This window comes from Streptomyces sp. NPDC048057 (genome assembly GCF_040653095.1).
In the GTDB taxonomy this organism is placed as follows: Bacteria; Actinomycetota; Actinomycetes; order Streptomycetales; family Streptomycetaceae; genus Streptomyces.
The window spans coordinates 1-24,801 of the sequence record NZ_JBEZNF010000008.1 but is presented as its reverse complement, the minus strand read 5'-3'; the positions used below and the strand labels follow the sequence as shown (position 1 = coordinate 24,801).

Here is a 24,801-nt window from a genome sequence, read left to right as displayed (position 1 = left end):
AGCGCGGCGGCGGCGCCGCAGCGACTACCGTGGTGCGGATGGGGACCACGCCCGAAGCCACGCCCGGATCGCCTCAGGATCCGCCCGACGGATCACGCGCCGGATCACCCGACGGCCCGTCCGACGGCTCACCCGAAGGTACGCCTGACGGCCCGTCCGACGGTCCGTCCCGCGGCACACCTGCTCGCACACCCGCCCGCGCACCCGCCCCGAGCGGTCCGCGCACCCTCGCCGAAGCCCTGCGCACCCGCGGCGACGACGAACTCGCCGCGCTGCTGCGCACCCGCCCCGACCTGCTGAACCCCGTCCCCGGCGACCTGACGCAGCTCGCGACCCGGGCGGGCACCCGCGCGTCCGTCGTCCGCGCGCTGGACCGGCTGGACCGGTTCGCCCTCCAGACCGCCGAGGCGCTGGCGGTCGCGCCCGAGCCCACGTCGTACGACACCCTGCTCGCGCTGCTCACCGGCGACGACGCGTACGGCGACCCCGACGGAACGATCGCCGGCGCGCTGCCCGGCGCACTCGGCGCGCTGCGCACCCAGGCCCTGGTGTGGGGCGGCGACGGCCGGCTGCGGCTGGTGCGCACCGCCCGGGAACTGCTGACCCCGTCCCCGGCCCGCCCGTCCCCGACCGGTCTCGGGCCCACCGCCGCCGAGGCCACGGCCGGGATGTCGCCCGGCCGGCTCCAGGAAGTCGTCACGGCGGCCGGGCTGCCGTCCACCCACGACCCGGTGTCCGCCGTGGCCGCGCTGACGGCGCTCTTCACGGACCGCACGCGGATGGCGGCGCTCCTCGACACGGCGCCGCCGGACGCACTGGCGGTGTTGGACCGGCTGGTGTGGGGGCCGCCGTACGGGGAGGTCACGGCCGACCCCGCGCCCCCGGTGCGCTGGCTGCGCGACCGCGGCCTGCTGCTGCCGGCGTCCCCGCGCACCCTCGTCCTGCCGCGCGAGGTCGCGCTGCACCTGCGGGCGGGCCGGGCGCACCGCTCGCCCGAGCCGCTGCCGCCCGAGGTGCGGCCGGCGGTCTCCGCGCTCGCCGCTCGTCCACAGGTTGTGGACAGTACGGCGGCGGGCCAGGCCCTGGCCGCGCTGTCGACCGTGGAGGACCTGCTCCAGGACTGGCACGAGGGCGGCCCGCAGGTGCTGCGCGCCGGCGGCCTGTCCGTACGGGACCTCAAGCGCACGGCGGTCGCGCTGGACGCCAGCGAGCCGATGGCCGCGTTCTGGGTGGAGCTGGCGTACGGGGCGGGGCTGCTGGCCTCCGACGGCGAGGCCGACGAGGCGTACGCGCCCACGCCCGCGTACGACGACTGGCTGGAGCTGCCGGCGGCGGACCGCTGGGCCGTGCTCGCCGCTGCGTGGCTCGCCTCGACCCGTACGTCCGGGCTCGTCGGCGACGTCGACGGCAAGGGGCGCACCCTGGCGGCGCTCGGGCCCGGCATCGACCGGAGCGTGGCGCCGGAAGTCCGCCGGCGCGTGCTCACGCTGCTGAGCGACCTGCCGCAGGCGCAGGCACCGGATCCCGAGACGCTGTTGGCGCGGTTGCGGTGGGAGCGTCCGCTGCGCGGCCCGGAGGGTTCAGCGGTCTCGGCGGGCAGCGCGATGGACGGGATGGACCTCCGGGACAGGGTCGCGACCTGGACGTTGGCGGAGGCGGAGACCCTGGGCGTGACGGGCCGCGGAGCGCTCGCCTCGCACGGCAGGGCGCTGCTGGCCGTGCTCTGGCCGGCGGCGGAGAACGAAGCCGGCGGCGGACGCCGAGCCGGGGCGGGCGCGGGGTCCGCGGAAGGGGGCGTGGGCGCGGCGGTACGCGCTGCTGCGGACGTCCTCGCGCCGCTGCTGCCCGCGCCCCTGGACCACGTCCTGCTCCAGGCCGACCTCACCGCCGTCGCCCCCGGCCCGCTGGAACGCCCGCTCGCCGAGACGCTGTCGGTGCTCGCGGACGTGGAGTCCAAGGGCGGGGCGACCGTGTACCGCTTCACCCCCGGCTCGGTGCGCCGCGCGCTGGACGCCGGTCGGACCGCGGCCGAACTGCACGCCCTGCTGGCCGCGCACTCCCGCACCCCGGTGCCGCAGCCGCTGAGCTATCTGATCGACGACGTGGCCCGGCGCCACGGCCATCTGCGGATCGGCGCGGCCTCGGCGTACGTCCGCTGCTACGACGACGCCCTGCTCGACGAGATCCTCGCCGACAAGCGTTCGGCGGGGCTGCGGCTGCGCCGGCTCGCCCCGACGGTCGCCGCGTCCGGTGCGGACCCGGCGACGCTGCTGACCGCGCTGCGGTCGATGGGGTACGCCCCGGCGGCCGAGTCGGCCGAGGGCGACGTGCTGATCGCCCGCGCGCACGCCCGCCGCACCCCGCCCCGTACGCCCCCGGCACCGCACTCGGACGGCCTGCCCGTGCCGGACCGCACGCTGCTGGCCGCGGCGGTGAGGGCGATCCGGGCGGGCGATCTGGCGGCCACGGTGGCGCGCAAGCCCGCGCACGGAACAGCGCACGGAACAGCGCGGGAAACGGCGCACGGACCGTCGCCCGCGCCGGGGCGGGGCGAACTGCCGCGCACCAGCACGGCGGAGACACTGGCCACCGTCCAGGCGGCGGCGATGACGGGCTCCGCGGTGTGGATCGGCTACGTCAACGCCGACGGCGCCGCCAGCCAGCGGGTGATCGCTCCGGTACGGGTCGAGGGCGGCTTCGTCACCGGCTACGACCACACCGCCGACGAGGTCCGCACCTATCCGCTGCACCGGATCACGGGCGTCGCGGAACTCGCGGAGGACTGAGCGGCGAGGACCGGGCTGCGAGGACCGACCGGCGCCGGCTGCCCGGCGCCGGGAGAGAGGAAGGCGCCGCCGCCGGGGGTTACGGCGGCGCCTGGTCACATGGCCCGTCAGGGCAGCCGCCCGTGTCGGGGACGGTCGCTCTCGGCGGGGCGGGCCCCGTCAGGGGTAGGAGCGCTCGACGCCGTTGATGACCAGCTTCGCCGTGGGCAGTTGCGTCGGCGGGGCCTTGCGCGGGAACTTCGGCCCGATGCAGGAGCGCCGCACGCCGGGGCCGACGGTGGAGGTCCCGCAGGTCGCGTTGGAGCCGAAGGTGCTCTTGACCTCGCCCGAGTCGATGTTCGACGGAACGATGCCGAAGCTGGTCACGGAGAGCACGGCCTGCGCGTAACCGCCCTCGTAGCGGACGCAGGTGGTGAAGCTCACGCCGATGCCGCCCGGGTGCTGCTTCCCCTGGCCGCAGGTCAGATTGGACGTCGGGGTGGGCTGCCAGGCGGTGGTGGCGGCGCTGGCGGGCGCGCCGGCGACCGCGAGGGCACCGACCGCCGCGGCGGCGACGGCCAGGGACTTCACCTGCATGCGCATGGGGGGTTCGCTTCCTTCGCTTCGGTGGTGAGGACGGGAGTCGGCAGCCGGGACGGGCGGTCGCATCAGGGGTAGCTCTGCGCGACGCCGTTGACGGTGAGCGTCGCGGTGGGCAGTTGCGTCGGGGCCGCGGAGACGGCGACCTTCGGACCGACGCAGGCGACGGGCGCCATGCCCGGGCCGATGGTCGTCGTGGCGCACCGCGCGGCGCTGCCGAAGGTGCTGTCGACCTTGCCCGCGTTGACGGTGTGCGGGCGGATTCCGAAGCTGGACGCCAAGAGCACGGCCTGCGCGTAGCCGTCCTTGTAGAGGACGCAGGTGGTGAAGCGCGTGCCGGGGCCGCCTCCGTGCCACTTCAGCTCGCCGCACGTCGTGTTCGACGTGGGGGCGGGCTTCCAGGGCGTGACGGATGCGCTGGCCGGGGTGGTGGTGAAAGCGAGGGCACCGGCCGCGGTGGCGGCGATGACCAGGGACGTGACGTGCTGGCGCATGAGGGCTCGGTCCTTTCCGTTTGCGTCATGGTGTGGTGGCTCACCGTCATTACGCAATGGCATTCGTGGATATGGATCATCACTGCGCGATAAGGCCCCGAGGGCATTCTCGTGGCCAGTTGTGCGTACCTGTCGAGTGGCTTGAATTTGTTCGTTTGATGTGTGGTGAGAAATATTCGATATCGCATTCCAGTGGTGATGAATGGTCCATGCACTCATTGGGTGGTACGGCGAACGGCGCAGCTCGTAGGGGTGGTGGTACGGCCCTTTTCGGTGCCGCCGGCGATAATCGGGTGATGAGACTCTTCGTCGCCGTCGTGCCGCCGGCGCCGCAACTCGACGAATTGGGCACCGCGGCGGCACGCCTTGGAAAGCTGCCCGGGGCGGACGCGCTGCGGTGGACGGGGCGCGCCGGCTGGCACTACACCCTGGCGTTCTGCGGGGCGGTGCCGGAGGACGTCCTGCCGGAGCTGTCGGAGCGGCTGGGCCGGGCCGCGCGGCGCGGCGGCGCGTTCCCGCTGTCGATCAGCGGCGGCGGGCACTTCGGGAACGGGGTGTTGTGGGCGGGCGCCGCCGGCGGCACCGAAGAGTTGCGGCACCTCGCGGCCCGGGTGGACGCGGCGGCCCGGCGGAGCGGGATCGCGAGGGAGGAGCCGCGGCGCTTCACCCCGCACCTCACGCTCGCCCGCGCCCGCCGCCGACACGGCGCCGCGGGCGGGGGCGCCGCGCTCGGTGCGTACGCGGAAGCGCTCGGCGACTTCACCGGCACCCCCTGGGAGGTGTCGGAGTTCGTGCTGGTCCGCAGCCATCTGCCGGCCGGCGGGACCCCGGGCGCCGAGCCGCGGTACGAGACCTTGGCCACCTGGCGACTGGGTTCCGGGAGCTCGCTCGAACAGGCGCGTTAACCTCGTGATGTGAAGACCAAGACCAGGAACCGGATCATGGCCGGTGCGCTCGTGCTGATGTTCGCGATCATCGCGGTGGCGTCCGTGCTCGGCCAGTAGCCCCCGGGCCGGACTCCGGCCCGGGACGCCACCGCCACCCCCTTACGCGGGTCGGCCTCCGTACGTCACCAGGCGAACGCCTCCGGCGCCGGACCGACCGCCGGGAAGACCTCCTCCAGCGCCGCCAGCAGCTCGTCGCCCAGCTTCAGCTCGGCCGCGCGCAGCGCCCCCGCCAGCTGCTCGGCGGTCCGCGGCCCCACGATCGGCCCGGTGACCCCGGGCCGGGTCAGCAGCCAGGCCAGCGCGACCTCGCCGGGCGCAAGACCGTGCTCGTCCAGCAGGTCCTCGTACGCCTGGATCCGCTCCCGCACCCCCGGCAGAGCCAGCGACTCCGCGCCGAGGCCGCTGCCGCGCCGGGTGCCGTAGCCGTCCTTCTTCAAGATCCCGCCGAGCAGCCCGCCGTGCAGCGGCGACCAGGGGATGACCCCGAGCCCGTACTCCTGCGCGGCCGGAACGACCTCCATCTCGGCGCGGCGCTCGAAGAGGTTGTAGATGCACTGCTCGCTCACCAGACCGAGGGAACCCCTGCGACGTGCGGCTTCGTTCGTCTGGGCGATCTTCCAGCCGGGGAAGTTGGACGAGCCGGCGTAGAGGATCTTGCCCTGCTGGACCAGGGTGTCGAGCGCCTGCCAGATCTCGTCGACCGGGGTGTTCCGGTCGACGTGGTGGAACTGGTAGAGGTCGATCCGGTCGGTCTGGAGCCGCTTGAGGCTGGCGTCGACCGCGCGCCGGATGTTGTACGCGGAGAGCTTGTCGTGGTTGGGCCACTGGGTGCCGTTCGCCCCCACGTGCCCGTACACCTTGGTCGCGAGCACGATCTTGTCGCGTCGCCGCTCGCCGCCCCGGGCGAGCCAGTTGCCGATGATCGCCTCCGTGCGGCCCCGGTGCTCGGGACCGCCGTAGGTGTTGGAGGTGTCGAAGAAGTTGACGCCCGCGTCGAGCGCGGCGTCCATGATCGCGTGACTGTGCGTTTCGTCGGTGTGCGGCCCGAAGTTCATCGTCCCGAGGACGATGCGGCTGACCTTGAGTCCGGTACGTCCCAGCTGCGTGTACTCCATGGGTGCATAGCCAACTGCGTCGAGCGGGCCGCAGGCAAGACGCATTTACCCGTGCCAACAAGGTCAATTGCTGGGGAACGCCCAGCAGAAGACATGTCGCGGTCCTGCTACACAAGAGTGGGCGTCAGTTGACGAATCGGGTCGAATCTCGCCATCCTGGGCCGGCCGCGCAGCCATTGCGTGCTTGACGTCACATCGGGGCGGGGGAACCGGCGCAGTCCGGAAGCGCTCTGACTTCCTGACCACCACAGAGGATTCGTCCACATGCCCGATATCTCCATTGTTGTTCCGTGTTTCAACGAGAGCGAGGTGATCGAGACCTTCCACACCACGCTTGTCACCACGCTGGAGTCGGCCCTGACCAGGCCCGCGCCCAACGACCCGAGCGCATCCACCGGCCCGGGCGCATCCACCGGCTCAGCCACAACGAGCAGCACGGCCAAGACCAGTACCAAGAAGGCGTCTGACGCCCCGTCCGCCACCCCCACGAGCTTCGAGATCTGCTACGTGGACGACGGCAGCCGCGACGGCACCCGCGACCTGCTGCGCAAGCTCGCCGACTCCGACCCGCGCGCCCGCTACACCTCCTTCAGCCGCAACTTCGGCAAGGAGTCCGCGATGCTCGCCGGACTGCACATGGCGCACGGCGACGCCGTCGTCATCATGGACGCCGACCTCCAGCACCCGCCGGCCCTGATCCCCCGGATGCTGGAGCTGCACCAGCACGGTTATGACCAGGTGATCGCCCAGCGCGACCGCGCCGGCGAGGGCGTGCTGCGCACCGCCCTCAGCCAGCTGTACTACCGGCTCGTGCGCCGCTTCATGGACGTCGAGATCGTCGACGGCGCCGGCGACTTCCGGCTGCTGTCCCGGCGCGCGGTGAACGCCCTGCTCGCGCTCCCCGAGAGCAACCGCTTCTCCAAGGGCCTCTTCTCCTGGATCGGCTTCGACACCGTCACCTTCGCGTACGAGAACCAGCAGCGTGCGGCCGGCACTTCCAAGTGGGGCGGGCGCCGGCTCCTGAACTACGGCATCGACGGACTGCTCTCCTTCAACAGCCGCCCGCTGCGCCTGGCCATCCACGCCGGGCTGTGGCTGGTGCTCTCCGCGCTCGCGTACGCCCTGTGGATCGTCGTCAACGTCATCGTCAGCGGCGTCGACACCCCCGGTTACGCCACCCTCATCGCCGCGATGGTCGGCCTCGGCGGCATCCAGATCGCCACGCTCGGCGTGATCGGCGAGTATGTGGGGCGGATCTACCACGAGTCGAAGCGGCGACCGCACTACGTGGTCCGGGAGACCGATCTGACGAGCGGACCGCCCGACTTCGCGCCCGACCACCCCCTGCTGGAGGCCGCGACCGCCCGGCCCCGCCCCCTGCACGAGAGGCAGCCCTGACGATGAGCGTCGACGCGTCCGCGAACGCGGCGGACGAGGCAGCGCAGAAGGCGAACGCGGCCCGCAGCGGCTCGGGACCGACGCCCGACGCCGGCCCCGAGCGGCCCGCGATCTGGCCCCTCGCGCTGGCCGCGCTGCCGCTGGGACTCCTCGCCCTCGCCATGTGGTTCGGCCGGCACGTACGGCCCAGCGCCGACGAGTGGTGCTTCCTGCCGCAGGTCCGCGAGGACGGCATGTGGGGCCTGGTCCACACCTTCTACTTCAACGACAACGGCCGCGTCGCCAACGGCATCCTGGTCGGCGCGTACACCGAGTTCCCCGTCGGCGGCCACCAGTGGTACGGCCTGGTCAGCGGGGCGCTGATGCTGGTCCTGCTGTGGGCGGTGGTCGCGCAGGTGCTGGCCAGGTCCGGGCAGCGGGTGCCGCGCGGGGTGCCGCTGCTGGCCGCCGCGATGATCAGCGCGGTGTTCTTGTTCGCCACGCCCAACACGTACAAGACGTTCTACTGGCCGGCGGCTTCCGTCTCGCACACGCTGGCGCCCGTGCTCGCGGTCGCCGCCGCACTGCCGCTGCTGCGCGCGCACGACCGGCGCAGCCGCATCGCCGCGCTCGCGGTCGTCGTCCTCGCCGGCGTCTTCATGGGCACGCTCTCCGAAGAGGCGTCCGTGGTGGCGCTGGTGGTGCTCTCCTGCGTGGTCCTCTTCGCCGGGCAGTTCTTCGTGGAGCGGGTGCGCCGCTTCGTGCGGATCTGGTCGCTGGCGGGCATGGCCGGCATCGCCGTCGGCACCCTCGTGCTCTTCACCTCCCCGGGCTCGCGCAACCGCCGCAACCGCTTCGACGCGGAGAGCACCTCGATGCTCGCGCCGGAGTCCCTGGAGGGCGCGCTGCGCGGGTACGTGCGCATCCTCGGCACGGTCTTCACCACCTGGCAGTACGTGGGCGCGATCGCCGCGGGCGTCGTCATCGGGCTGCTGGCACGGCGCCGGGCGAACGGCTCGCGCGTGCTGCTGCCGGCCCGCCCGCTGCCGCTGCTCGGGCTCGGCGCCGCCGCGTTCCTGACCGCCGGCTACCTGTGCACGGTGATCACGTACCCGGTCTTCGGCCCGAAGGTCTTCACCACGGAGCGCACCTGGAACGACTACCTGCTGATGTACGTGTTCCTGCTGGTCGCCGCGGGGGCGTTCCTGGGGCGCTGGCTACGGCTGCGGGCCGCAGCCGCGGCGTCCGGGCGCCGGGACCGCACGACCCTGGCGCTGACCGCCGTTGCCGCCGCGGTGTGCGCGGTCACCGTCGCCGGCCTCGCCGCGCCGCTGCTCGACCTGAGCCGCGACATGCGCACCCGCGCCGAGCTGTGGGACCGTCAGGACGCCTACCTGCGGGACGGCGCGGCACGCGGCGAGACGGAGATGCCGTACACCCCGACGAAGGTCGGCCGGATGCTGGAGCCCTTCAGCAAGAACGGCACGAGGCTCTGGCCAGGACAGTGCGTCGCCGAGTGGTACGGCCTGGAGAAGGTCACGTACTCGAAGGACTTCCAGGCGCCGTAGCCCCGTCCGCGCGGTCCTTTTTGACCTCAGCCGCCGTAGCCCCGCGGGCGCGTTGCCGTCTGCGGCCCGGTGGGGGCTATTCGCGCAGTTCCCCGCGCCCCTGATTCGCTTCCCCTGCCGGTCATCTGCGAGTCGTCGAGCGGCATCCCCTTGCGCCCGCAGGGCGTGGGGGCCAGCGCCCCTGAACCTCCGTCTCTGACCCGCAGACGAATGGCAGGGGCAGCACATCAGGGGCGCGGGGAACTGCGCGACAAGCCCACCACCGGGCCGCAGGGACCAATGTTCCCGCAAGAGCCACCGCGGCCACGCCCCCAGCGCACGGGGAAGCGCGGGGCTCACGGGCGCGCCCAGCGGTACGGGCCGCCCAGGCCCCACGCCTGGTGGAGGGCCGTTGCGAAGGCCGCGGCCAGTTTCTGCTCGCCGGAGGGGCCCGGGTGCGTGCCGTCGTAGGTGTCGACGTCGAGGTCGTACCCGGCCGGCGGCGACGCCAGCAGCAGCGGTGAGCCGGGCTCGTCCAGGTCCGCCACCGCCTTCGCCAGCAGCTCGTTGAAGCGCTCGCACTCCGCGGCGAACGGCGCGTCGGTGCGGGCGCGGACGTTCGGGATCACCGGCAGCAGCACCATCCGCAGCCCCGGCGCCGCGGCGCGCGCCCCGGTGACGAAGCGGCGCACGTTGACCGCGGTCTGCTCGCTGTTGGTGTAGAAGCCGAGGTCTATCAGCCCCAGGGAGACCAGCAGGACGTCCGGGCGGTGCTCGGCGACGGCCGCCCCGACGGAGGGCGCCAGGTGCAGCCAGCCCTCGCCCCAACCCGCGAGGTGGTGGCGCGCCTCGGCGGGGAAGGCGGGGTCGGCGTACGCGGTGGACAGGGGCGCGTCCGCCGCCGGGTCGTACAGCCCGCTGCGCGGCCCCACGATCTCGGGCGGTTCGGGCAAGGATGAGGTGCACAGGTGCCGCCACATCCGGTAGCGCCAGGTGTAGTCGCCGGCGCGTCCGATGGTCATGGAGTCGCCGACGAACATGAAACGCATGGGGGTCATGATGTCCGAAGCCGCAGGTGGGACGCGATGTGAGAACGACCACGGCGCCCCCGTGGTCGGCGGTGCGGTCCGGGTGCACCGGCTCGACCTCGGGTACTTCGTCCGGCCCGCCGTCGAGACGGGCACCGGCCGTCCGCGCGCCGAGCCCGTCTTCGCCCATCTCGTACGCCATCCGCGCGGGTTGCTGCTCTTCGACTCCGGCATCGGCACCGGCGACGCGGAGGCCGACGCGCACTACCGGCCGCACCGCAGGTCACTGCGGGCCGCACTGGCGGCGGTGGACGTCGCCGTCGAGGACGTCGCGATGGTGGTGAACTGCCACCTCCACTTCGACCACCTGGGCGGCAACCCGCTCTTCCCCGGCGTCCCGATCGTCGTGCAGCGCACGGAACTGGCCACCGCCCGCGCCGGCGACTACACCATCGACGCGCTCGTGGACTTCCCGGGCGCGGTGTACGAGGAGGTCGACGGCGAGGTCGAGCCGTGGCCGGGGCTGCGGATCGTGCCGACCCCGGGGCACGTGCCCGGCCACCAGTCGCTGTGGGTGGAGCGCCCCGGCGGTTCGGTGCTGCTGGCGGGGCAGGCGTACGACTTCGCGTCCGAGTACGCGTCGGCCGAACTGGCGCGCCGGGTGGTGGCGGAGGGGCTGGAGCCGCCGTTGCCGCCGTACCGCCCGTGGCTGGACCGGATCGCCCGGCTCGCGCCGCGCACCGTGCACTTCGCCCATGACACGGCCCAGTACGTCCCGCCGCCGGACGCCGCGCGCTTCGCCCATGACACGGCCGTGTACCAGGGTGGGGGCGCACCGGTCTGACGCGCGCTCCGGCCCGCGCGGGATGGCAGGCTTGGTGCATGCGTTCGCTTCCGTACGTCGCCGGTGCCGCCGCCCTCGCCCTCTGCGTGCTGCCGGCCGCCGCCCCGGCCTTCGCCGCCGGGCCCGACTCCGAGTTCACCTTCCAGGACTCCCGGATCACGGAGTCCAGCGGCCTCGCGGCCAGCCGGGCGCACCCCGGCGTCTACTGGACGCACAACGACCAGGACGAGCCGCGGGTGTTCGCGGTGGACTCGCGGACGGGCAAGACGGTCGCGACGGTGACGCTGAAGGGCGTGGGCAAGCCGCGGGACATGGAGGCGATCTCCGTGGGGGCCGACGGCAAGGTGTACGTCGGGGACATCGGGGACAACCGCAACGGCACGTGGGACCACGTGTGGATCTACACCTTCCCCGAGCCGGCCGAACTGGGCGACACCACCGTGCGCGCCACGCAGTACACGGTGCAGTACGAGGACGGCCCGCGGGACGCGGAGGCGCTGATGGTGCACCCCACGACGGGCCGGGTGTACATCGCGTCGAAGAACGGGGAGGGCGGCGGGCTCTACGAGGGGCCGCACCCGCTGCGCGCCAAGGGCACCAACGTCTTCAAGAAGATCGGCGAGGTGCCGTGGGTGACGGACGGCTCCTTCTCGCCGGACGGCAAGCGGCTGGTGCTGCGTTCGTACTTCTCCGCGCGGGGGTACGAGTGGCGGTCCGACGGCCGCCTCGGCGCGGACTACCGGGTGAAGGCGCCGGTCCAGCAGCAGTCCGAGGGGGTGTCGTACACCCTGGACGGCAAGGGGCTGATGTTCAGCTCCGAGGGCGAGCGCGCCGAGGTGCGGAAGGTCGGGGTCGAGGGCGGCGGGGACGACGGCAAGGCGTCGTCGAAGGGCGGCGGCTCGGCGTCGGACGACGACGGGGACGAGGCGAGGGTGCCGGCGAAGGCCGCGTACGGCGCGGTCGTGCTGGTGCTGGCGACCCTGCTGTTCCTCGGCGTGCGCCGGCTGTTCAGGCGCGGGTGACGGCGGGGCGACGGTGTGGGGGTGACGGCCGGGCCGGCGCCCGCGTCTGAGGCGTACGTCAGTACGTCAGTGCGTCAGGCCGGGCTCGACGACTCCTCGGCCCGGCGCTGGACCATCGCCTCCAGGCCGCCGAGCAGCATCGTGAGGCCGAACTCGAAGTGGTCGAACTCCTCGCTGAAGGTGTCGTCGTCCATGTTCGCCATCATCGGGTAGTCCCCGCTCGTCATCGCCCGCTCCAGGAACGGCCGCTGCGCGGTCCAGAACTCGTGGTGGCCGAGCCCGGTCTGCTCGGCGGCGTCCTTCGCGTCGGCCTCCATCCGTACGACGCCGGTGACCAGGCTCTGCACGGAGATGATCACCGAGATCTTCTCGGCGTCGCGCAACTGGAGGCCCTGGAGGCCGGTCAGCGCGGCCTCCAGGCCGCGCAGGGCGCTGGGGCCGAGGACGCTGCGCGCCTGGTTCACCCGTAGCAGCCAGGGGTGCTTCTGGTAGAGGTCGCGATAGCCGCGGGCCAGGCGCTCGACGGCCGCGCGCCAGTCGGGGACCTCGCCCGCGGGCGGCGGCTCCCAGGGGGCGGGCGCGCTGACCCGGTCGAGCATCAGGTCCAGCAGCTCGGCCTTGCCCGGGACGTAGCGGTACAGCGACATCGTGCCGGTGCCGAGTTCCGCGGCGATGCGGCGCATGGAGACCGCGCCGATGCCGTCCGAGTCCGCGACGTCGACGGCGGTGCTCACGATCGCGTCGAGCGTGAGCCCCGGTTTGGGGCCGCGGCTGGGTCGCTCCGCCGTGCCCCACAGGAGCTCCAGGGTGCGGGCGATGTCGCCGCTGCCGCTCGTCTCGGTCGTCATGTCCGCCACTTTATTCCTCCGGCCGTCGCTGCTGGTCCCGGCCCCGGGGCCCGTGCGTTTAAAACTGGGTACAACGTACTCTTTTTCGGGTACGCTGTACGCACTGAGGGCGGGGCACCCCGCGAGCAGTACGGAACCTGGAGGGCATGTGAACGGAAACGGCGGGCGCGACCGGAGCGCCGCGCGCAGCGAGTACTCGGTCGTCGCCGAGTCCGTCGACAAGAGGTACGGGCAGAAGCGCGCCCTGGACGGCCTGGACCTCACGGTCCGCAGGGGCACCGTGCACGGACTGCTGGGACCCAACGGCGCGGGCAAGACCACCGCGGTCCGGGTGCTGGCCACGCTGCTGAAGTTCGACGCGGGGCGTGCCGAGGTCGCCGGCCTCGACGTGGCCCGCGACCCCCGCGGCGTACGCCGCCGCATCGGGCTGACCGGGCAGTACGCGGCCGTGGACGAGGTGATGTCCGGCCGGCAGAACCTGGAGATGTTCGGCCGCCTCTTCCACCTCGACGGCAAGCGGGCCGCTCGCCGCGCCACCGAGCTGCTGGAGCAGTTCGACCTGGTGGACGCGGCGGACAAGTCCGCCGGCAAGTACAGCGGCGGCATGCGCCGCCGGCTCGACCTGGCGTCGTCGATGATCCTGGCGCCCGAGGTGCTCTTCCTCGACGAGCCGACGACCGGGCTCGACCCGCGCAGCCGCGGCGAGGTCTGGCAGGCGGTGCGGGACCTGGTGGCCGGCGGCACGACCGTGCTGCTCACCACCCAGTACCTGGAGGAGGCGGACAAGCTCGCCTCCCGCATCACCGTCATCGACCACGGCAGGGCCATCGCCGACGACACCCCCGACGGGCTCAAGAGCACCGTCGGCGGCGACCGCATCGAGGTCGTCGTGGCCGACGCGGCGGAGCTGGACTCGGCGTGGAAGGCGGTCGCCCGGGTCGCGGCCGGCGTCCCCGAGATGGACCGCGAGGAACTGCGCGTCCACGCCGCCGTCACGGATCGGGTCGCCGCCCTGACCGACGTGGCGCGCACCCTCCAGGACGACGGCGTCGCCGTGGAGGACCTCGGGCTGCGCAGGCCCAGCCTGGACGACGTCTTCATGCGGCTGACGGGCCACCGCACCGGCGACGAGCAGGACCGACCCGACGAGCAGGACCAGCCGAACCAGAAGGAGGTGGCCGCGGCATGAGCGCCACGACCGTCAAGACTGCTGATGTCGCCGACGTCGAGCGGGTCGATCTGACCGTGCACGCCGACGGACGCGAACGCCGGGCGTACTGGGCCGTCGTGGACTGCTGGAGCGTGGTGCGCCGGGGGTTCCTCAACTACCAGCGCCAGCCGCTCGCCATCGTCTGGCAGCTCGGCTTCCCGATCCTGTCCGTGCTGCTGTACGCGTACGTCTTCGGCGGCGCGATGAAGTCCCCCGGCGGCGACTACCGCGACTACCTGATGCCGGGCATGTTCGTGATGACCATGGCATTCGGCTTCATGGGCACCGCGATGACCGTCGTCGTCGACGCGCAGAAGGGCGTCATCGACCGCTTCCGCTCCATGCCGATGTCGCCGTCCGCGGTGGTCTCCGGCCGCGGGGTCACCGACCTCTTCGTCGCCGCCGCCGAGTTGACGATCCTCGCCGTCACCGCGCTGATCATCGGCTGGCGTTCGGACGGCGGCTTCCTCAACACCTTGGGCGCCTTCGGGCTGCTGGTGCTGCTGCGCTTCGCGCTGATCTGGGTCGGCGTGTGGCTCGGGCTGATGCTGCCGAACCAGGAGGCCGCCGGCGGGCTGTACGCGGTCGTCTTCCCGCTGACCATGGTCTCCAGCATCTTCGTCCCGCCGTCCTCCATGCCGGACTGGCTGGGCACGGTCGCGGCGTGGAACCCGATCTCGTCGACGGCCGGCGCCACCCGCGAACTCTTCGGGAACCCGGTCGCCAGCGACGGGAGCTGGATCCAGGAGAACGCGATCCTGATGGCGACGGTCTGGCCGCTGGTCATCACCGCGATCTTCCTGCCGCTGGCGGTGCGCCGCTTCCAGCGCCTCAGCCGGTGAGGTCGAGCTGGACGTGCGGAAGGGCCCGGCCGGGACGAATCCCCGCCGGGCCCTTCCGCACTCAGGCGTTCAGGCGCGCGGTGTGCTGCTCAGAGGCGTTCGATGACGTAGTCCACGCACGCCGTCAGCGCCTCGACGTCCGCCGGGTCGATCGCCGGGAACATCGCCACGCGCAGCTGGTTGCGCCCCAGCTTGCGGTACGGCTCGGTGTCCACGACGCCGTTGGCGCGCAGCGCCTTGGCGACCGCCGCCGCGTCCACGTCGTCGGAGAAGTCGATCGTGCCGATGACCTGCGAGCGCTTCGCGGGGTCGGCGACGAACGGGTCCGCGTACTTGGACGCCTCGGCCCAGCCGTACAGGGCGCGGGAGGACGCGGCGGTGCGGCCGGTCGCGAAGTCCAGGCCGCCCTGCCCGTTCAGCCACTTCAGCTGCTCGTTCAGCAGGAAGAGGGTGGCCAGCGCGGGGGTGTTGTACGTCTGGTTCTTCAGGGAGTTGTCGATCGCGGTCGGCAGGCTGAAGAACTCCGGCACGTGGCGCCCGGAGGCGTGCACCCGGGCCGCGCGCTCCAGCGCGGCGGGGGAGAAGAGCGCGAGCCACAGCCCGCCGTCGGCGGCGAAGGACTTCTGCGGCGCGAAGTAGTAGACGTCCGATTCGGCGGCGTCGACCGGCAGGCCGCCGGCGCCCGAGGTGGCGTCGACGAGCACCAGCGCGCCCTCGTCCGCGCCCGCGACGCGCTTGATCGGCGCGGCGACGCCGGTGGAGGTCTCGTTGTGGGTGAGGGCGTAGACGTCCACGCCCTCCTCGGCCCGCGGGTCCGGGTGGGTGCCCGGGTCGGAGGAGATCACGGTCGGCTCGTCCAGCCACGGCGCCAGCTTGGCGGCCTTGGCGAACTTGGAGGAGAACTCGCCGAACGACAGGTGCTGGGACTTGCGCTCGATCAGTCCGTGCGTCGCGACGTCCCAGAAGGCGGTGGAGCCGCCGTTGCCCAGGATCACCTCGTAGCCCTCGGGGAGCTGGAACAGCTCGCGCACTCCCTGGCGCACCTCGCCGACCAGGTTCTTCACGGGAGCCTGGCGGTGGGAGGTGCCGAGCAGGGAGGTGCCGGTGGCGGCGAGGGCGTCGACCGCCTCCTTGCGCACCTTGGAGGGGCCCGCACCGAAACGGCCGTCGGCGGGCTTGATGTCAGCGGGAATCCGGATCTCAGCCACGCATGGGAGCGTATCGGGTGGTGGAGGGCGGCCGTCCCGCGGTCCGGCGGCTGAGACGTCGCAGCCCCGGGGCCCGTGGGTCCAGGGCCCCGCGGGCCCGGGCCCTCAGTCCTTGCAGTCCTCCTGGCGCAGGGACAGCGCGTGCAGATGCTCCACCAGGGCGATCATGACGAACTTGCTGGACGAGTGGTCGCGGGCGTCGAACTCCATCAGCGGCACGTTCGGGTCCAGCGCCAGCGCCTGCCGTATCTGGGCGTCCGTGTGGAAGGGCCCGCCGAAGTCGTTCACGGCGACGATGAACGGGATCCCGTGGTGCTCCAGCCGGTCCAGCGCGTACCAGGCGTCCGGCAGCCGTCGGGAGTCGACGAGCAGCACCGCGCCGATCGTCCCCGCCAGCAGCCGGTCCCACAGGAACCAGAACCGCTCCTGGCCGGGCGCGCCGAAGAGGTAGAGGACCGCGCGGTCGTCGACCGTGATCCGGCCGAAGTCGAACGCGACCGTCGTGGCGCTCTTGCGCGAGGTGACGCGGGAGGGGTCGTCGAGGGCGCGGCCCTCGCTGCTCATGACCTCTTCCGTGTGCATGGGGCGGATCTCGCTGACGGAGCGGACCATCGTCGTCTTGCCGACCCCGAAGCCGCCGACCACGACGATCTTCAGGGCCTGCGCCGCCTCCGCGGGCCGGACGGCCGGTGCGCCGCGATTCATCGGTTGTGGGCGGTGCCGGTCATCGAGTGTTGCCTTCCGAGGGGTGGCGGGGGCAGAACTGGAGCCGAGAGTTCCTGATCAAGTTCTCGTCACTATAGGAGAGTTGACGATCACTTTGGGCGCTCCCTCGGGCTTTGCCAAGGGTCCAAGGACTCTAATGGCCCGGACGGGGGCGCTTTGCCGCTCTGGCATCGGCTTTTCTATGGGTTCCCCCGTGCATTCCTATGGGTTCCTGACGACTTCTCGGCGTTTTCCTGGCGGGATCTCGGTGGGTTCCCGGTGAGTTCCCGGCGGGTTCCCGGGGGTGTGACCGGCCGGGCGCGGGCATGCTGAGACGCATGGCCGAGCCACGGAACGACGTGAACCAGGGTGGGGGCGACCGGGGCGGGGAGGAACTGCGCGCCGAGCTGGGCGCGGACCTGCGCGCGGCCGTCCGCGGCGGGGTGGACCTGTCGACCACCGCACGCGCACTGACCACGATGGACGCCTCCAACTACCGCCGGGTGCCGCTCGGCGTCGTCGCCCCGCTGGACGCCGCGGACGTGGCCGCGGCGCTGGAGGTGTGCCGGACCCACGGGGTCCCGGTGGTCGCCCGCGGCGGCGGTACGTCGATCGCGGGGCAGGCCACCGGCACCGGAGTCGTACTCGACTTCGGCCGACACATGAACGCGGTCGTGGACGTGGACGCGACCGCGCGCACGGCGGTCGTGCAGCCGGGCGTCGTCCTGGACGTACTGCGGGACGCGGTCGCCCCGCACGGCCTCACCTTCGGCCCGGACCCCTCCACGCACGCGCGCTGCACCCTCGGCGGCATGATCGGCAACAACGCGTGCGGCGCGCACTCGGTGGCCTGGGGCACGACCGCGGACAACGTCCGCGAGGTGGCGGTGGTGACGTACGAGGGCGTACGGCTCAGGCTCGGGCAGGGCTGGCCGCTGGACGCCCCGGGTGGCGCCCCGGTCGCCGGCGCGCACGACAGCGGCGCCGGCGCGGGCGTCGAGCCGCGCGCCCGCGCGCTCCTCCGCGGGGTGCACGACCTCGTTGCGGACCACCTCGCCCTGCTGCGCACCGGGTACCCGACCGGGCTGCCCCGCCGCATCTCCGGATACGCCCTGGACGCGCTGCTCCCGGAGAACGGCGTCGACCTCGCGCGCGCCTTCTGCGGCACCGAGGGCACCCTCGGCGTGCTGACCGAGGCCACCGTCCGACTCGTCGAAGCCCCCCGCGCCCGCGCCCTCGCCGTGCTCGGCTACGCCGACGAGACCGAGGCTGCGGACGCCGCCGCCGGGCTGCTCCCGTACGCCCCGCTCACCGTCGAGGGCATGGCCGACGACCTCGTACCGCCGGGTCACGGCCTGCCCCGCGGTCGGGCGTGGCTGTTCGTCGAGACCGGCGGCGACACCCCCGCCGAGGCGCGGGCGCACGCCGGGGCGATCATGCGCACGGCCGGGGCGCTGGGCGCGGTGGTGGTGACCGACCCCGGGCGGATGCGTGCGCTGTGGCGCGTACGGGAGGACGCGGCCGGCACCGCGACCCGCACCGCCGACGGCGCCGAGGCGTGGCCCGGCTGGGAGGACTGCGCGGTGCCGCCCGCCCGGCTCGGCGCGTACCTGCGGGACTTCCGTGCGCTGCTGACCGACCACGGGCTGCACGGCACGCCGTACGGCCACTTCGGCGACGGCTGCATCCACGTCCGCATCGACGTGGACCTGATCACGGAGGCGGGCGTACGGGCCTACCGCCGCTTCTCCGAGGACGTCGCGGCGCTCGTCGTCGCGCACGGCGGCTCCCTGTCGGGCGAGCACGGCGACGGCCAGGCGCGCGCGGAGCTGCTACCGCGGATGTACGGGCCGGAGCTCGTCGCGCTCTTCGGCCGGTTCAAGGACCTGTGGGACCCGGCGGGCGGGCTGAACCCCGGGATGCTGGTGCGGCCCGCGCCGCTCGACGCCGACCTGCGCTTCGCCGTCCTGCCGAAGGAGCCCGTCGACGTCGCCTTCGGCTATCCGCACGACGGCGGGGACTTCGCCGCCGCGGTGCGCCGCTGCGTCGGGGTCGCCAAGTGCCGGGAGACGACGCCCGGGCCCGGGGTGATGTGCCCGTCCTTCCGCGTCACCGGCGAGGAGGAGCACTCCACCCGCGGCCGGGCCCGGCTGCTGCACGAGATGCTCGCCGGCGAGGTCGTCCGCGACGGCTGGCGCTCGCCGGAGGTGCGGGACGCGCTCGACCTGTGCCTGTCGTGCAAGGGCTGCCGCAGCGACTGCCCCGTCGGCGTCGACATGGCCACCTACAAGGCGGAGTTCCTGCACCACCACTACCGGGGCCGGCTGCGGCCCGCCGCGCACTACGCGCTGGGCCGGCTGCCGCAGTGGCTGCGCGCCGCGGCCCCGCTGGCGCCGGCGCTCAACGCGCTCGCCCGGGTGCCCCCGCTCGCGGCGCTCGCGAAGCGCGCCGCGGGGATCGCACCCCAGCGCGCACTCCCCGCGCTCGCGCCGGTCACCTTCCGCCGCTGGGCGCGCGGCCGGCTCACCGGCGGCGAACGCATGGCGGTGCTCTGGCCCGACACCTTCACGGAACACCTGTCGCCCCAGGTGGGCCGGGCGGCGGCCCGGGTGCTGGGAGCGGCCGGACTCGGCACCGTACTGCCGCCGGACCGGGTGTGCTGCGGGCTGACGTACGTGACGACGGGCCAACTGGACCGCGCCCGTACGGTCCTGCGCCGCACCCTGGACACCATGGCGCCCCTGCTCGCCGCCGACCCGCAGCTCCCGATCGTCGTCCTGGAACCGAGCTGCGCCGCGGCCCTGCGCACCGACCTCCCCGAGCTGCTGGCCGACGACCCGCGCGCCGCCCGCCTCGCCGCGTCGGTGCGCACCTTCGCGGAGACCCTCCAGGAGTACGCCCCCGAGTGGTCCCCACCGGTCCTGGACCGCCCCGTCGTCGGCCAGACGCACTGCCACCAGCACGCCGTCCTCGGCACCGCCCCCGACCGCAGCCTCCGCGCCCGCGCCGCCCTGCACGGCGACCTGAGCGGCGGCTGCTGCGGCCTCGCGGGCAACTTCGGCTTCGAGCGCGGCCACTACGAGGTGTCGGTGGCGTGCGCCGAGGAACAACTCCTCCCGTCCGTCCGCTCCGCACCCCCGGAAGCGGAACTCCTGGCCGACGGCTACTCCTGCCGCACCCAACTCACCCACCTCACCGGCCGCCGCGCCCGGCACCTGGCGGAGGTGCTGGCGGAGGCGCTTGCGAAGCGTCCGGCGGAGGGCTGAGGCACCCGTCGGACGCTGTGACATCGGCCGGCGTACCGGGGCACACTGTCTGTGTTGTCCACGAGGAGGTGGAGGAGTGGGCGTTGCCAGCTTTACGCACCACCACGGGCCCTGGACCGTCGCCGACGTCCTGGCCCTGCCCGAAGACCGCTCGGTACGGTACGAGCTGCTGGGGGAGTCCCTCGTGATGTCCCCCGCCCCGGGCCTGCGCCACCAGCGCGCCAGCTACCGACTCCACGTCGCACTCGACGCAGCCGCCCAGGCCGCCGAAGCGCCGGTCGAGGTCCTGGAGGCGGTCAACGTGACCCTGCCATCCGGGCTGGTGGTTCCCGACATCGTCGTCGCGGACGCGGGGGCGACCGCCGAGGACGCCTCAGCATCGACGCCGACGCGGTGCGGGCGATCGCGCTCCCGTCCACCGTCACCAGGATCGACGCGCCGTTCCCCATGAAGATCGACCCGGCGGGGATCGTCCGGCAGTAGCCCGTACGGGGGCAGCGGCTCACCGCGCGCCCGTGACCTCGCGCGCCAGGGACACCAGCGCCCGGACCGCCGGGTGGCTCGGTGGGGTGCGGTGGACCAGGTGGACGGGGACCGCGGGGGTGTCCGGGAGGGGGCGGTAGACCACGTCGGGGTGGGGGTGGAGTTCCGCCGTGGAGGAGACCGAGACGCCCGAGCCGCGGCCCGCCGCGATCGCCGCGAGCCAGTCGTCCGTGTTGCCCACGGTGACCGTCGCCACCGGGCGGGCGTGGGCCGGCCACAGGTCGATGCCGGTGATGCCGGAGACGGTGTTCAGCAGGACCGGGCCGGTCGCGAGGTCCGCCAGGGTGAGCCGGGGGAGCGCGGCCAGCGGGCCGTCCGCCGTCACCGCGGCCACCCTCGGCTCCTCGTAGAGGTCCACGACCACCCCGTCCGGGACCGTCACCGGACCGCGCACCACCGCCACGTCCACCGCACCGCGCCCGAGGCCGGCGAGGCGCTCGTCGAAGCGGAGGAGTTCGAGGGGAGTGTCCGGGTGCTCCAGCTCCCAGCGTCGCAGCAGGGTGGTGGTGTACGGGCCGAGCGCGGACCAGGCGTGGCCCAGCCGCAGCGGGCGGTCCGGCAGCCGGGCGGTGTCCACCGCGTCGTCGAACGCGGCGACGGCCGCCGCCGCGCGGTCCCGGAAGACCCGGCCCTCCGCGGTGAGGGTGACGTGGTGCGTGGAGCGGTCCATCAGCCGTACGCCCAGGTGCTTCTCCAGCGCGGCCAGCGAGCGCGAGACCGCGGGCTGCGTGATGTGCAGTCGGGCGGCGGCCCTGGTCATGCTGGACTCTTCCGCGATGGCCAGGAAGCAGCGGAGATGGCGCAGCTCGATGCTCATGCGCCCTGAGCATAAGCGCAGCGCAATTAACATTTTACGGTGCCACGCACGGCCACTAGCGTGGACGGGGGCGCCGACGTCGAAGGCTCGGCCACACGAGAGGTTCGGAGGTCCGGCGGTGGACGAGGCAGGGAAGCAGGTGGCAGGGACCGCGGTCGCAGGCGTCGTCGCCGCTCCGGAGAAGACCACCGCCCCCGGTCGCACCGGCACCCTCGGGCCCGTCGGGCTCGTCGTCGGCGGCGTGGTGTCCGTCCAGTTCGGCGCGGCCGTCGCCGTCATGCTGATGGACCGCGCCGGCTCCTTCGGCGTCGTCACCCTCCGCCTCGTCCTCGCCGCGGTCGTGATGCTCGCCGTCTGCCGCCCCCGGGTGCGCGGCTACTCCCGCGCCGACTGGGGCACGGTCGTCGCCTTCGGCTCCGCCATGGCCGCGATGAACCTGCTCTTCTACCAGGCCCTCGACCGCATCCCCCTCGGCCCCGCCGTCACCCTCGAATTCCTCGGCCCGCTCGCCCTCTCCGTGATCGTCTCCCGCCGCCTGGTGAACCTCCTGTGGGCCGGCCTCGCGCTCCTCGGCGTCTTCCTGCTCAGCGGCATGCTCAGCGGCGACGGCTTCGACCGGCTGGACCCCGTCGGCGCGCTCTGCGCACTCGCCGCGGGCGGGATGTGGGCCGCGTACATCGTCTTCAACGCTCGCACCGGCCGCCGCTTCCCGCAGGCCGACGGCCTCGCCCTCGCCCTCGCCCTCGGCGCGCTGCTCACCCTGCCGCTGGGCATCGCCCAGTCCGGCACGACGCTGATCGACCCGCAGATCCTGCTGCTCGGCCTTGCCGTCGCGCTGCTCTCCTCCGTGCTCCCCTACACCCTCGAACTCCTCGCCCTGCGCCGCCTCCCGTCCGCCACCTTCGCGGTCCTGATGAGCCTGGAGCCCGCGGTGGCGGCGTTCGCCGGCTTCCTGCTGCTGCACCAGGCGCTGTCCCTGGCGGACGCGGTGGCGATCGCGCTGGTCATGGCGGCGAGCGTGGGGGCGGTCCGCACGCAGGTGGCGGCGGCGAAGTCGCCTTAGTACGGGAGGGCGCCGTGGTCAGGAGACGGCGGCGGCGTGCAGGGCGTCGGCGAGTTCGGCGGGTGCCGACAGCATCGGCCAGTGCCCGGTGGGCAGGTCGAAGCGCCGCCACGGTGCCTGGTTGAGGAAGTCCAGCATCGGCACCCCCGCGTCCAGCAGCCCCGTGAAGTCACGGCAGGCGACCAGGACGCGGTCCACGTCGGGGCCGGGCTCGACCGGGCCGGCAAGGCGCTGCGTGTACGGGCCGAAGGGCTGCGGAGTGGCCCGCGCGTACAGGACGTCCCGCTGGTCCTCGCCGATGCCTTCGAGGCTGCCGGACTGGCCCAGGACCTCGAAGGGCGGGATCGGCAGCCGCCAGCCGTCGCCGTGGGCCGCGACCCGCTGACGCATCTCGTCCGCCGCGTCCGCCGGCACGAGGTCGAGCAGGCACATGCCCTCGGCGAACGGGGCGCTGTCCACGTAGACCACGCGCTCCAGCCGGTCCCCGAGGCGCCCGGCCGCCCCGCTGACGGGCAGCGCCGCGTAGCTGTGGGCGACCAGGGTGACGTCGCGCAGGTCGTTCCCCTCGACGAACTCGACGACGTCCGCGATGTGCGTCTCCAGGTCCGTCTGCGGCCCGCCCTCCTCCGCGCGCTCGGCCAGGCCGGTCAGCGTCAGCGGCAGCGCCGTGTGGCCGTGCCCCCGCAGGGCGCGGGCGGTGTCTTCCCAGGCCCACGCGCCGAGCCAGGCGCCGGGAACGAGGACGAAGGTGGCCATGTGATCTCCCTGAAGTGCGCGAACCGAGGTGTTGTGGGGAGCGTAGAGTCAATACAGGACAGAATCAGCCCTGAAATGTCGAGTGAGTCGTGTCGCATCCCCTGACCCGCGTACTGACCCTGCTGGAACTGCTCCAGTCGAGCCCCCAGCTCACCGGGACCGAGCTGGCCGACCGGCTGGGCACCGACGTCCGCACGGTCCGCCGGTACGTCACCCACCTGCGCGACCTGGGCATCCCCGTGCAGGCCGAGCGCGGACGCCACGGCGGCTATCGATTGGCCCGCGGCTACCGGATGCCGCCCTTGGTGCTCACCAACGACGAGGCCCTCGCCGTCGTCCTCGGGCTCCTCGCGGCCGAACGCCTCGGAATGGGAACGACCGTGCTGGCCGGCGCGGGCGCCCGGGCCAAGATCGAGAGGGTGCTTCCGGACGCCCTTCGGGAGCCGCTCACCGCCATGCGGGAGACGCTGTCCTTCACTGCGAACGCCGTGAGCGCGCACGCGCCCGAGAGCGGCGTCCTGCTCGCCCTGGCCCAGGCCTCCCGTGCCATGTCGACCGTCGGCATCACCCATCAGTCGTGGCGGCAGGACCAGACCGACCGCGACATCGACCCCTACGGCGTGGTCTTCCACACCGGCCGCTGGTACGTCGTCGGCCACGACCACCTCCGTGATGACCTGCGAACCTTCCGCATCGACCGCATCGCCTCCGTCAACCCCCGCACGAAGGCGTTCACCGTCCCCGACGGCTTCGACCCCGTCGCCCACCTCACCTCGACCCTTGCCCAGGGGCCCTACCGATGGCACGTGGAAGTGACCGTCCACGGCCCCCTCGACGAGATCGCCCGCAGACTGTCGGGCGCGGCGGTCACCCTCGCCGCCCGACCCGTCGGCGTCCTGATGCAAGCCCGGGCGGACCGCCTCGACGGCATGGCGCACCTGCTCGCCTCGCTTGAATGGCCCTTCACCATCCACGAGCCCGACGAACTGCGGGGCGCCCTCAGGGATCTGGCCGCCCGGCTCGCAGCAGCCGCCGAACGCCGGTCGGAAGAACTGTCGCGCACGCAGCCCGGAACGTGAGGTTCCACCGGACGCCTTAGGGTGAACGGGTGGACGCATCTGGGATGTTGGGGGAGCAGGACGCGCTGCGGGCCGAGGCGGAGGGAGTGTGTCGGGAGCTCGGGTTGGACGGGCTGCTGGCCGGTGTCGGCGCTCCGATGGTCGTCGGGAGTGCGGCGTTGGGCGTGATGGTCCGTCGGGACCTGGATCTCGACGTGGCGTGCGAACGGCTGGACGCCGCCGCCGTGGCGGCCGTCGCCGCGGTGGGTGCCCGGCTCGCGACCCACCCGCAGGTCCGCCAGGTGACCTTCCGCAACGACTGCGGAGCGTGGAACCAGGAGCCGGAGACCTACCCCAACGGCCTGTACCTCGGGGTCGAGTGCGTGTCGTCCGGGGCCACCTGGAACCTCGACGTCTGGTTCCTCGACGAGCCCGAACGCCAGCCCTCGACCGCCCACCTGACCACCCTGCGCCCACGTCTGACGGACGAGACCCGCGCGGCCGTCGTCGCCATCAAGCGGGCGTGGGCCGACCGCCCCGAGTACGGCACGACCGTGAAGAGTTTCGACGTGTACCGTGCGGTCCTCGACGACGGCGTCCGCGACCCCGCGCAGTTCGAGACCTGGGTCGGGCAAGGGAAGGAGCCGCGTACCTAGGTGTTCTGTCCTGGGAGGTTGTGGACGGGTGATGGAGGTCTCGGCTGGGGGATCTTGAATGGGTGAGGGCCTTCCGGGTTCGGTGTGGAT

At 73.2% G+C, this 24,801-nt stretch carries 22 protein-coding genes; 13 read left to right on the top strand and 9 right to left on the bottom strand.

The window, feature by feature from the left end; translation table 11 throughout:
* The first annotated feature begins 38 nt into the window (after window positions 1-38).
* On the top strand, window positions 39-2,786 hold the full coding sequence (locus tag AB0E05_RS10845) for a helicase-associated domain-containing protein (RefSeq protein ID WP_361961588.1): 2,748 nt from the start codon (window positions 39-41) through the stop codon (window positions 2,784-2,786).
* Window positions 2,787-2,945: 159 nt separating this feature from the next.
* On the opposite strand, the gene AB0E05_RS10840 is transcribed toward AB0E05_RS10845, so the two are convergent.
* A complete protein-coding gene (locus AB0E05_RS10840) occupies window positions 2,946-3,368 on the bottom strand; it encodes a hypothetical protein (protein WP_361961586.1) in 423 nt (140 codons plus the stop codon).
* A 65-nt stretch (window positions 3,369-3,433) separates the two neighbouring features.
* The gene (locus tag AB0E05_RS10835; RefSeq protein ID WP_361961584.1) at window positions 3,434-3,859 is read right to left on the bottom strand and encodes a hypothetical protein; all 426 of its coding nucleotides are present in this window, start codon (window positions 3,857-3,859) and stop codon (window positions 3,434-3,436) included.
* 296 nt (window positions 3,860-4,155) lie between these two features.
* On the opposite strand from AB0E05_RS10835, the gene thpR reads away from it, so the two are divergent.
* Window positions 4,156-4,764, top strand: a complete 609-nt coding sequence (gene thpR, locus AB0E05_RS10830) for an RNA 2',3'-cyclic phosphodiesterase (protein WP_361961582.1) — start codon at window positions 4,156-4,158, stop codon at window positions 4,762-4,764.
* A gap of 164 nt (window positions 4,765-4,928) precedes the next feature.
* Here thpR and AB0E05_RS10825 read toward each other — a convergent pair whose 3' ends face one another.
* Window positions 4,929-5,921 carry an aldo/keto reductase gene (locus AB0E05_RS10825; protein ID WP_361961580.1) on the bottom strand — a complete coding sequence of 331 codons (993 nt, stop codon included), beginning with the start codon at window positions 5,919-5,921 and terminating at the stop codon, window positions 4,929-4,931.
* A 264-nt stretch (window positions 5,922-6,185) separates the two neighbouring features.
* On the opposite strand from AB0E05_RS10825, the gene AB0E05_RS10820 reads away from it, so the two are divergent.
* Both AB0E05_RS10820 and AB0E05_RS10815 read left to right on the top strand, forming a co-directional pair.
* Window positions 6,186-7,319 carry a glycosyltransferase family 2 protein gene (locus AB0E05_RS10820; protein ID WP_361961578.1) on the top strand — a complete coding sequence of 378 codons (1,134 nt, stop codon included), beginning with the start codon at window positions 6,186-6,188 and terminating at the stop codon, window positions 7,317-7,319.
* A 2-nt stretch (window positions 7,320-7,321) separates the two neighbouring features.
* The gene (locus tag AB0E05_RS10815) at window positions 7,322-8,866 is read left to right on the top strand and encodes a DUF6056 family protein (RefSeq protein WP_361961577.1); all 1,545 of its coding nucleotides are present in this window, start codon (window positions 7,322-7,324) and stop codon (window positions 8,864-8,866) included.
* Between the two features lie 335 nt (window positions 8,867-9,201).
* On the opposite strand, the gene AB0E05_RS10810 is transcribed toward AB0E05_RS10815, so the two are convergent.
* Window positions 9,202-9,894, bottom strand: coding sequence for a GDSL-type esterase/lipase family protein (locus tag AB0E05_RS10810; protein ID WP_361961575.1), 693 nt, complete (start codon window positions 9,892-9,894; stop codon window positions 9,202-9,204).
* Here AB0E05_RS10810 and AB0E05_RS10805 point away from each other — a divergent pair.
* Complete coding sequence (locus tag AB0E05_RS10805) at window positions 9,884-10,717, top strand: MBL fold metallo-hydrolase (protein WP_361961573.1); 834 nt, start codon at window positions 9,884-9,886, stop codon at window positions 10,715-10,717. The two genes, AB0E05_RS10810 and AB0E05_RS10805, sit on opposite strands and share 11 nt — an antisense overlap.
* Before the next feature lie 38 nt (window positions 10,718-10,755).
* On the top strand, window positions 10,756-11,739 hold the full coding sequence (locus AB0E05_RS10800) for a WD40 repeat domain-containing protein (protein WP_361961571.1): 984 nt from the start codon (window positions 10,756-10,758) through the stop codon (window positions 11,737-11,739).
* A 74-nt stretch (window positions 11,740-11,813) separates the two neighbouring features.
* Here the strand turns inward: AB0E05_RS10800 and AB0E05_RS10795 are convergent, their stop codons facing one another.
* The gene (locus AB0E05_RS10795; protein WP_361961569.1) at window positions 11,814-12,587 is read right to left on the bottom strand and encodes a TetR/AcrR family transcriptional regulator; all 774 of its coding nucleotides are present in this window, start codon (window positions 12,585-12,587) and stop codon (window positions 11,814-11,816) included.
* A 148-nt stretch (window positions 12,588-12,735) separates the two neighbouring features.
* On the opposite strand from AB0E05_RS10795, the gene AB0E05_RS10790 reads away from it, so the two are divergent.
* Both AB0E05_RS10790 and AB0E05_RS10785 read left to right on the top strand, forming a co-directional pair.
* Window positions 12,736-13,776: an ATP-binding cassette domain-containing protein gene (locus tag AB0E05_RS10790; protein WP_361961567.1), complete on the top strand. Its 1,041-nt coding sequence runs from the start codon at window positions 12,736-12,738 to the stop codon at window positions 13,774-13,776.
* Entirely contained in the window at window positions 13,773-14,639 is an 867-nt protein-coding gene (locus AB0E05_RS10785; RefSeq protein ID WP_361961565.1) for an ABC transporter permease, read from the top strand. The genes AB0E05_RS10790 and AB0E05_RS10785 overlap by 4 nt, the downstream gene beginning before the upstream one ends.
* A gap of 89 nt (window positions 14,640-14,728) precedes the next feature.
* Here the strand turns inward: AB0E05_RS10785 and serC are convergent, their stop codons facing one another.
* Window positions 14,729-15,847 carry a phosphoserine transaminase gene (serC, locus tag AB0E05_RS10780; RefSeq protein WP_361961563.1) on the bottom strand — a complete coding sequence of 373 codons (1,119 nt, stop codon included), beginning with the start codon at window positions 15,845-15,847 and terminating at the stop codon, window positions 14,729-14,731.
* Window positions 15,848-15,952: 105 nt separating this feature from the next.
* Window positions 15,953-16,552 (bottom strand): ATP/GTP-binding protein, encoded by a 600-nt coding sequence (locus AB0E05_RS10775; RefSeq protein WP_361961561.1) that lies wholly within the window; start codon window positions 16,550-16,552, stop codon window positions 15,953-15,955.
* 479 nt (window positions 16,553-17,031) lie between these two features.
* Between AB0E05_RS10775 and AB0E05_RS10770 the strand changes: the two genes are divergently transcribed.
* The gene (locus AB0E05_RS10770; protein ID WP_361962053.1) at window positions 17,032-19,818 is read left to right on the top strand and encodes an FAD-binding and (Fe-S)-binding domain-containing protein; all 2,787 of its coding nucleotides are present in this window, start codon (window positions 17,032-17,034) and stop codon (window positions 19,816-19,818) included.
* Between the two features lie 76 nt (window positions 19,819-19,894).
* On the top strand, window positions 19,895-20,269 hold the full coding sequence (locus AB0E05_RS10765; protein WP_361961559.1) for a Uma2 family endonuclease: 375 nt from the start codon (window positions 19,895-19,897) through the stop codon (window positions 20,267-20,269).
* Window positions 20,270-20,320: 51 nt separating this feature from the next.
* On the opposite strand, the gene AB0E05_RS10760 is transcribed toward AB0E05_RS10765, so the two are convergent.
* Window positions 20,321-21,178 carry a LysR family transcriptional regulator gene (locus AB0E05_RS10760; protein ID WP_361961557.1) on the bottom strand — a complete coding sequence of 286 codons (858 nt, stop codon included), beginning with the start codon at window positions 21,176-21,178 and terminating at the stop codon, window positions 20,321-20,323.
* Window positions 21,179-21,317: 139 nt separating this feature from the next.
* On the opposite strand from AB0E05_RS10760, the gene AB0E05_RS10755 reads away from it, so the two are divergent.
* Window positions 21,318-22,241, top strand: coding sequence for an EamA family transporter (locus AB0E05_RS10755; RefSeq protein WP_361962051.1), 924 nt, complete (start codon window positions 21,318-21,320; stop codon window positions 22,239-22,241).
* Window positions 22,242-22,259: 18 nt separating this feature from the next.
* On the opposite strand, the gene AB0E05_RS10750 is transcribed toward AB0E05_RS10755, so the two are convergent.
* Window positions 22,260-22,997 (bottom strand): alpha/beta hydrolase, encoded by a 738-nt coding sequence (locus AB0E05_RS10750; RefSeq protein WP_361961555.1) that lies wholly within the window; start codon window positions 22,995-22,997, stop codon window positions 22,260-22,262.
* 89 nt (window positions 22,998-23,086) lie between these two features.
* Between AB0E05_RS10750 and AB0E05_RS10745 the strand changes: the two genes are divergently transcribed.
* The gene (locus tag AB0E05_RS10745) at window positions 23,087-24,076 is read left to right on the top strand and encodes a transcriptional regulator (RefSeq protein ID WP_361961553.1); all 990 of its coding nucleotides are present in this window, start codon (window positions 23,087-23,089) and stop codon (window positions 24,074-24,076) included.
* Between the two features lie 29 nt (window positions 24,077-24,105).
* Window positions 24,106-24,711: a hypothetical protein gene (locus AB0E05_RS10740; RefSeq protein WP_361961551.1), complete on the top strand. Its 606-nt coding sequence runs from the start codon at window positions 24,106-24,108 to the stop codon at window positions 24,709-24,711.
* Window positions 24,712-24,801 lie beyond the last annotated feature (90 nt).

Coding starts and splice junctions, on each gene's coding strand:
- AB0E05_RS10805 (WP_361961573.1), top strand. CDS start 9,884: ATGAAACGCATGGGGGTCATGATGTCCGAAGCCGCAGGTGGGACGCGA.
- AB0E05_RS10835 (WP_361961584.1), bottom strand. CDS start 3,859: ATGCGCCAGCACGTCACGTCCCTGGTCATCGCCGCCACCGCGGCCGGT.
- AB0E05_RS10795 (WP_361961569.1), bottom strand. CDS start 12,587: ATGACGACCGAGACGAGCGGCAGCGGCGACATCGCCCGCACCCTGGAG.
- AB0E05_RS10815 (WP_361961577.1), top strand. CDS start 7,322: ATGAGCGTCGACGCGTCCGCGAACGCGGCGGACGAGGCAGCGCAGAAG.
- AB0E05_RS10760 (WP_361961557.1), bottom strand. CDS start 21,178: ATGAGCATCGAGCTGCGCCATCTCCGCTGCTTCCTGGCCATCGCGGAA.
- AB0E05_RS10775 (WP_361961561.1), bottom strand. CDS start 16,552: ATGAATCGCGGCGCACCGGCCGTCCGGCCCGCGGAGGCGGCGCAGGCC.
- AB0E05_RS10840 (WP_361961586.1), bottom strand. CDS start 3,368: ATGCGCATGCAGGTGAAGTCCCTGGCCGTCGCCGCCGCGGCGGTCGGT.
- AB0E05_RS10820 (WP_361961578.1), top strand. CDS start 6,186: ATGCCCGATATCTCCATTGTTGTTCCGTGTTTCAACGAGAGCGAGGTG.
- thpR (WP_361961582.1), top strand. CDS start 4,156: ATGAGACTCTTCGTCGCCGTCGTGCCGCCGGCGCCGCAACTCGACGAA.
- AB0E05_RS10825 (WP_361961580.1), bottom strand. CDS start 5,921: ATGGAGTACACGCAGCTGGGACGTACCGGACTCAAGGTCAGCCGCATC.
- AB0E05_RS10770 (WP_361962053.1), top strand. CDS start 17,032: ATGGACGCCTCCAACTACCGCCGGGTGCCGCTCGGCGTCGTCGCCCCG.
- AB0E05_RS10810 (WP_361961575.1), bottom strand. CDS start 9,894: ATGCGTTTCATGTTCGTCGGCGACTCCATGACCATCGGACGCGCCGGC.
- AB0E05_RS10800 (WP_361961571.1), top strand. CDS start 10,756: ATGCGTTCGCTTCCGTACGTCGCCGGTGCCGCCGCCCTCGCCCTCTGC.
- AB0E05_RS10785 (WP_361961565.1), top strand. CDS start 13,773: ATGAGCGCCACGACCGTCAAGACTGCTGATGTCGCCGACGTCGAGCGG.
- AB0E05_RS10750 (WP_361961555.1), bottom strand. CDS start 22,997: ATGGCCACCTTCGTCCTCGTTCCCGGCGCCTGGCTCGGCGCGTGGGCC.
- AB0E05_RS10845 (WP_361961588.1), top strand. CDS start 39: ATGGGGACCACGCCCGAAGCCACGCCCGGATCGCCTCAGGATCCGCCC.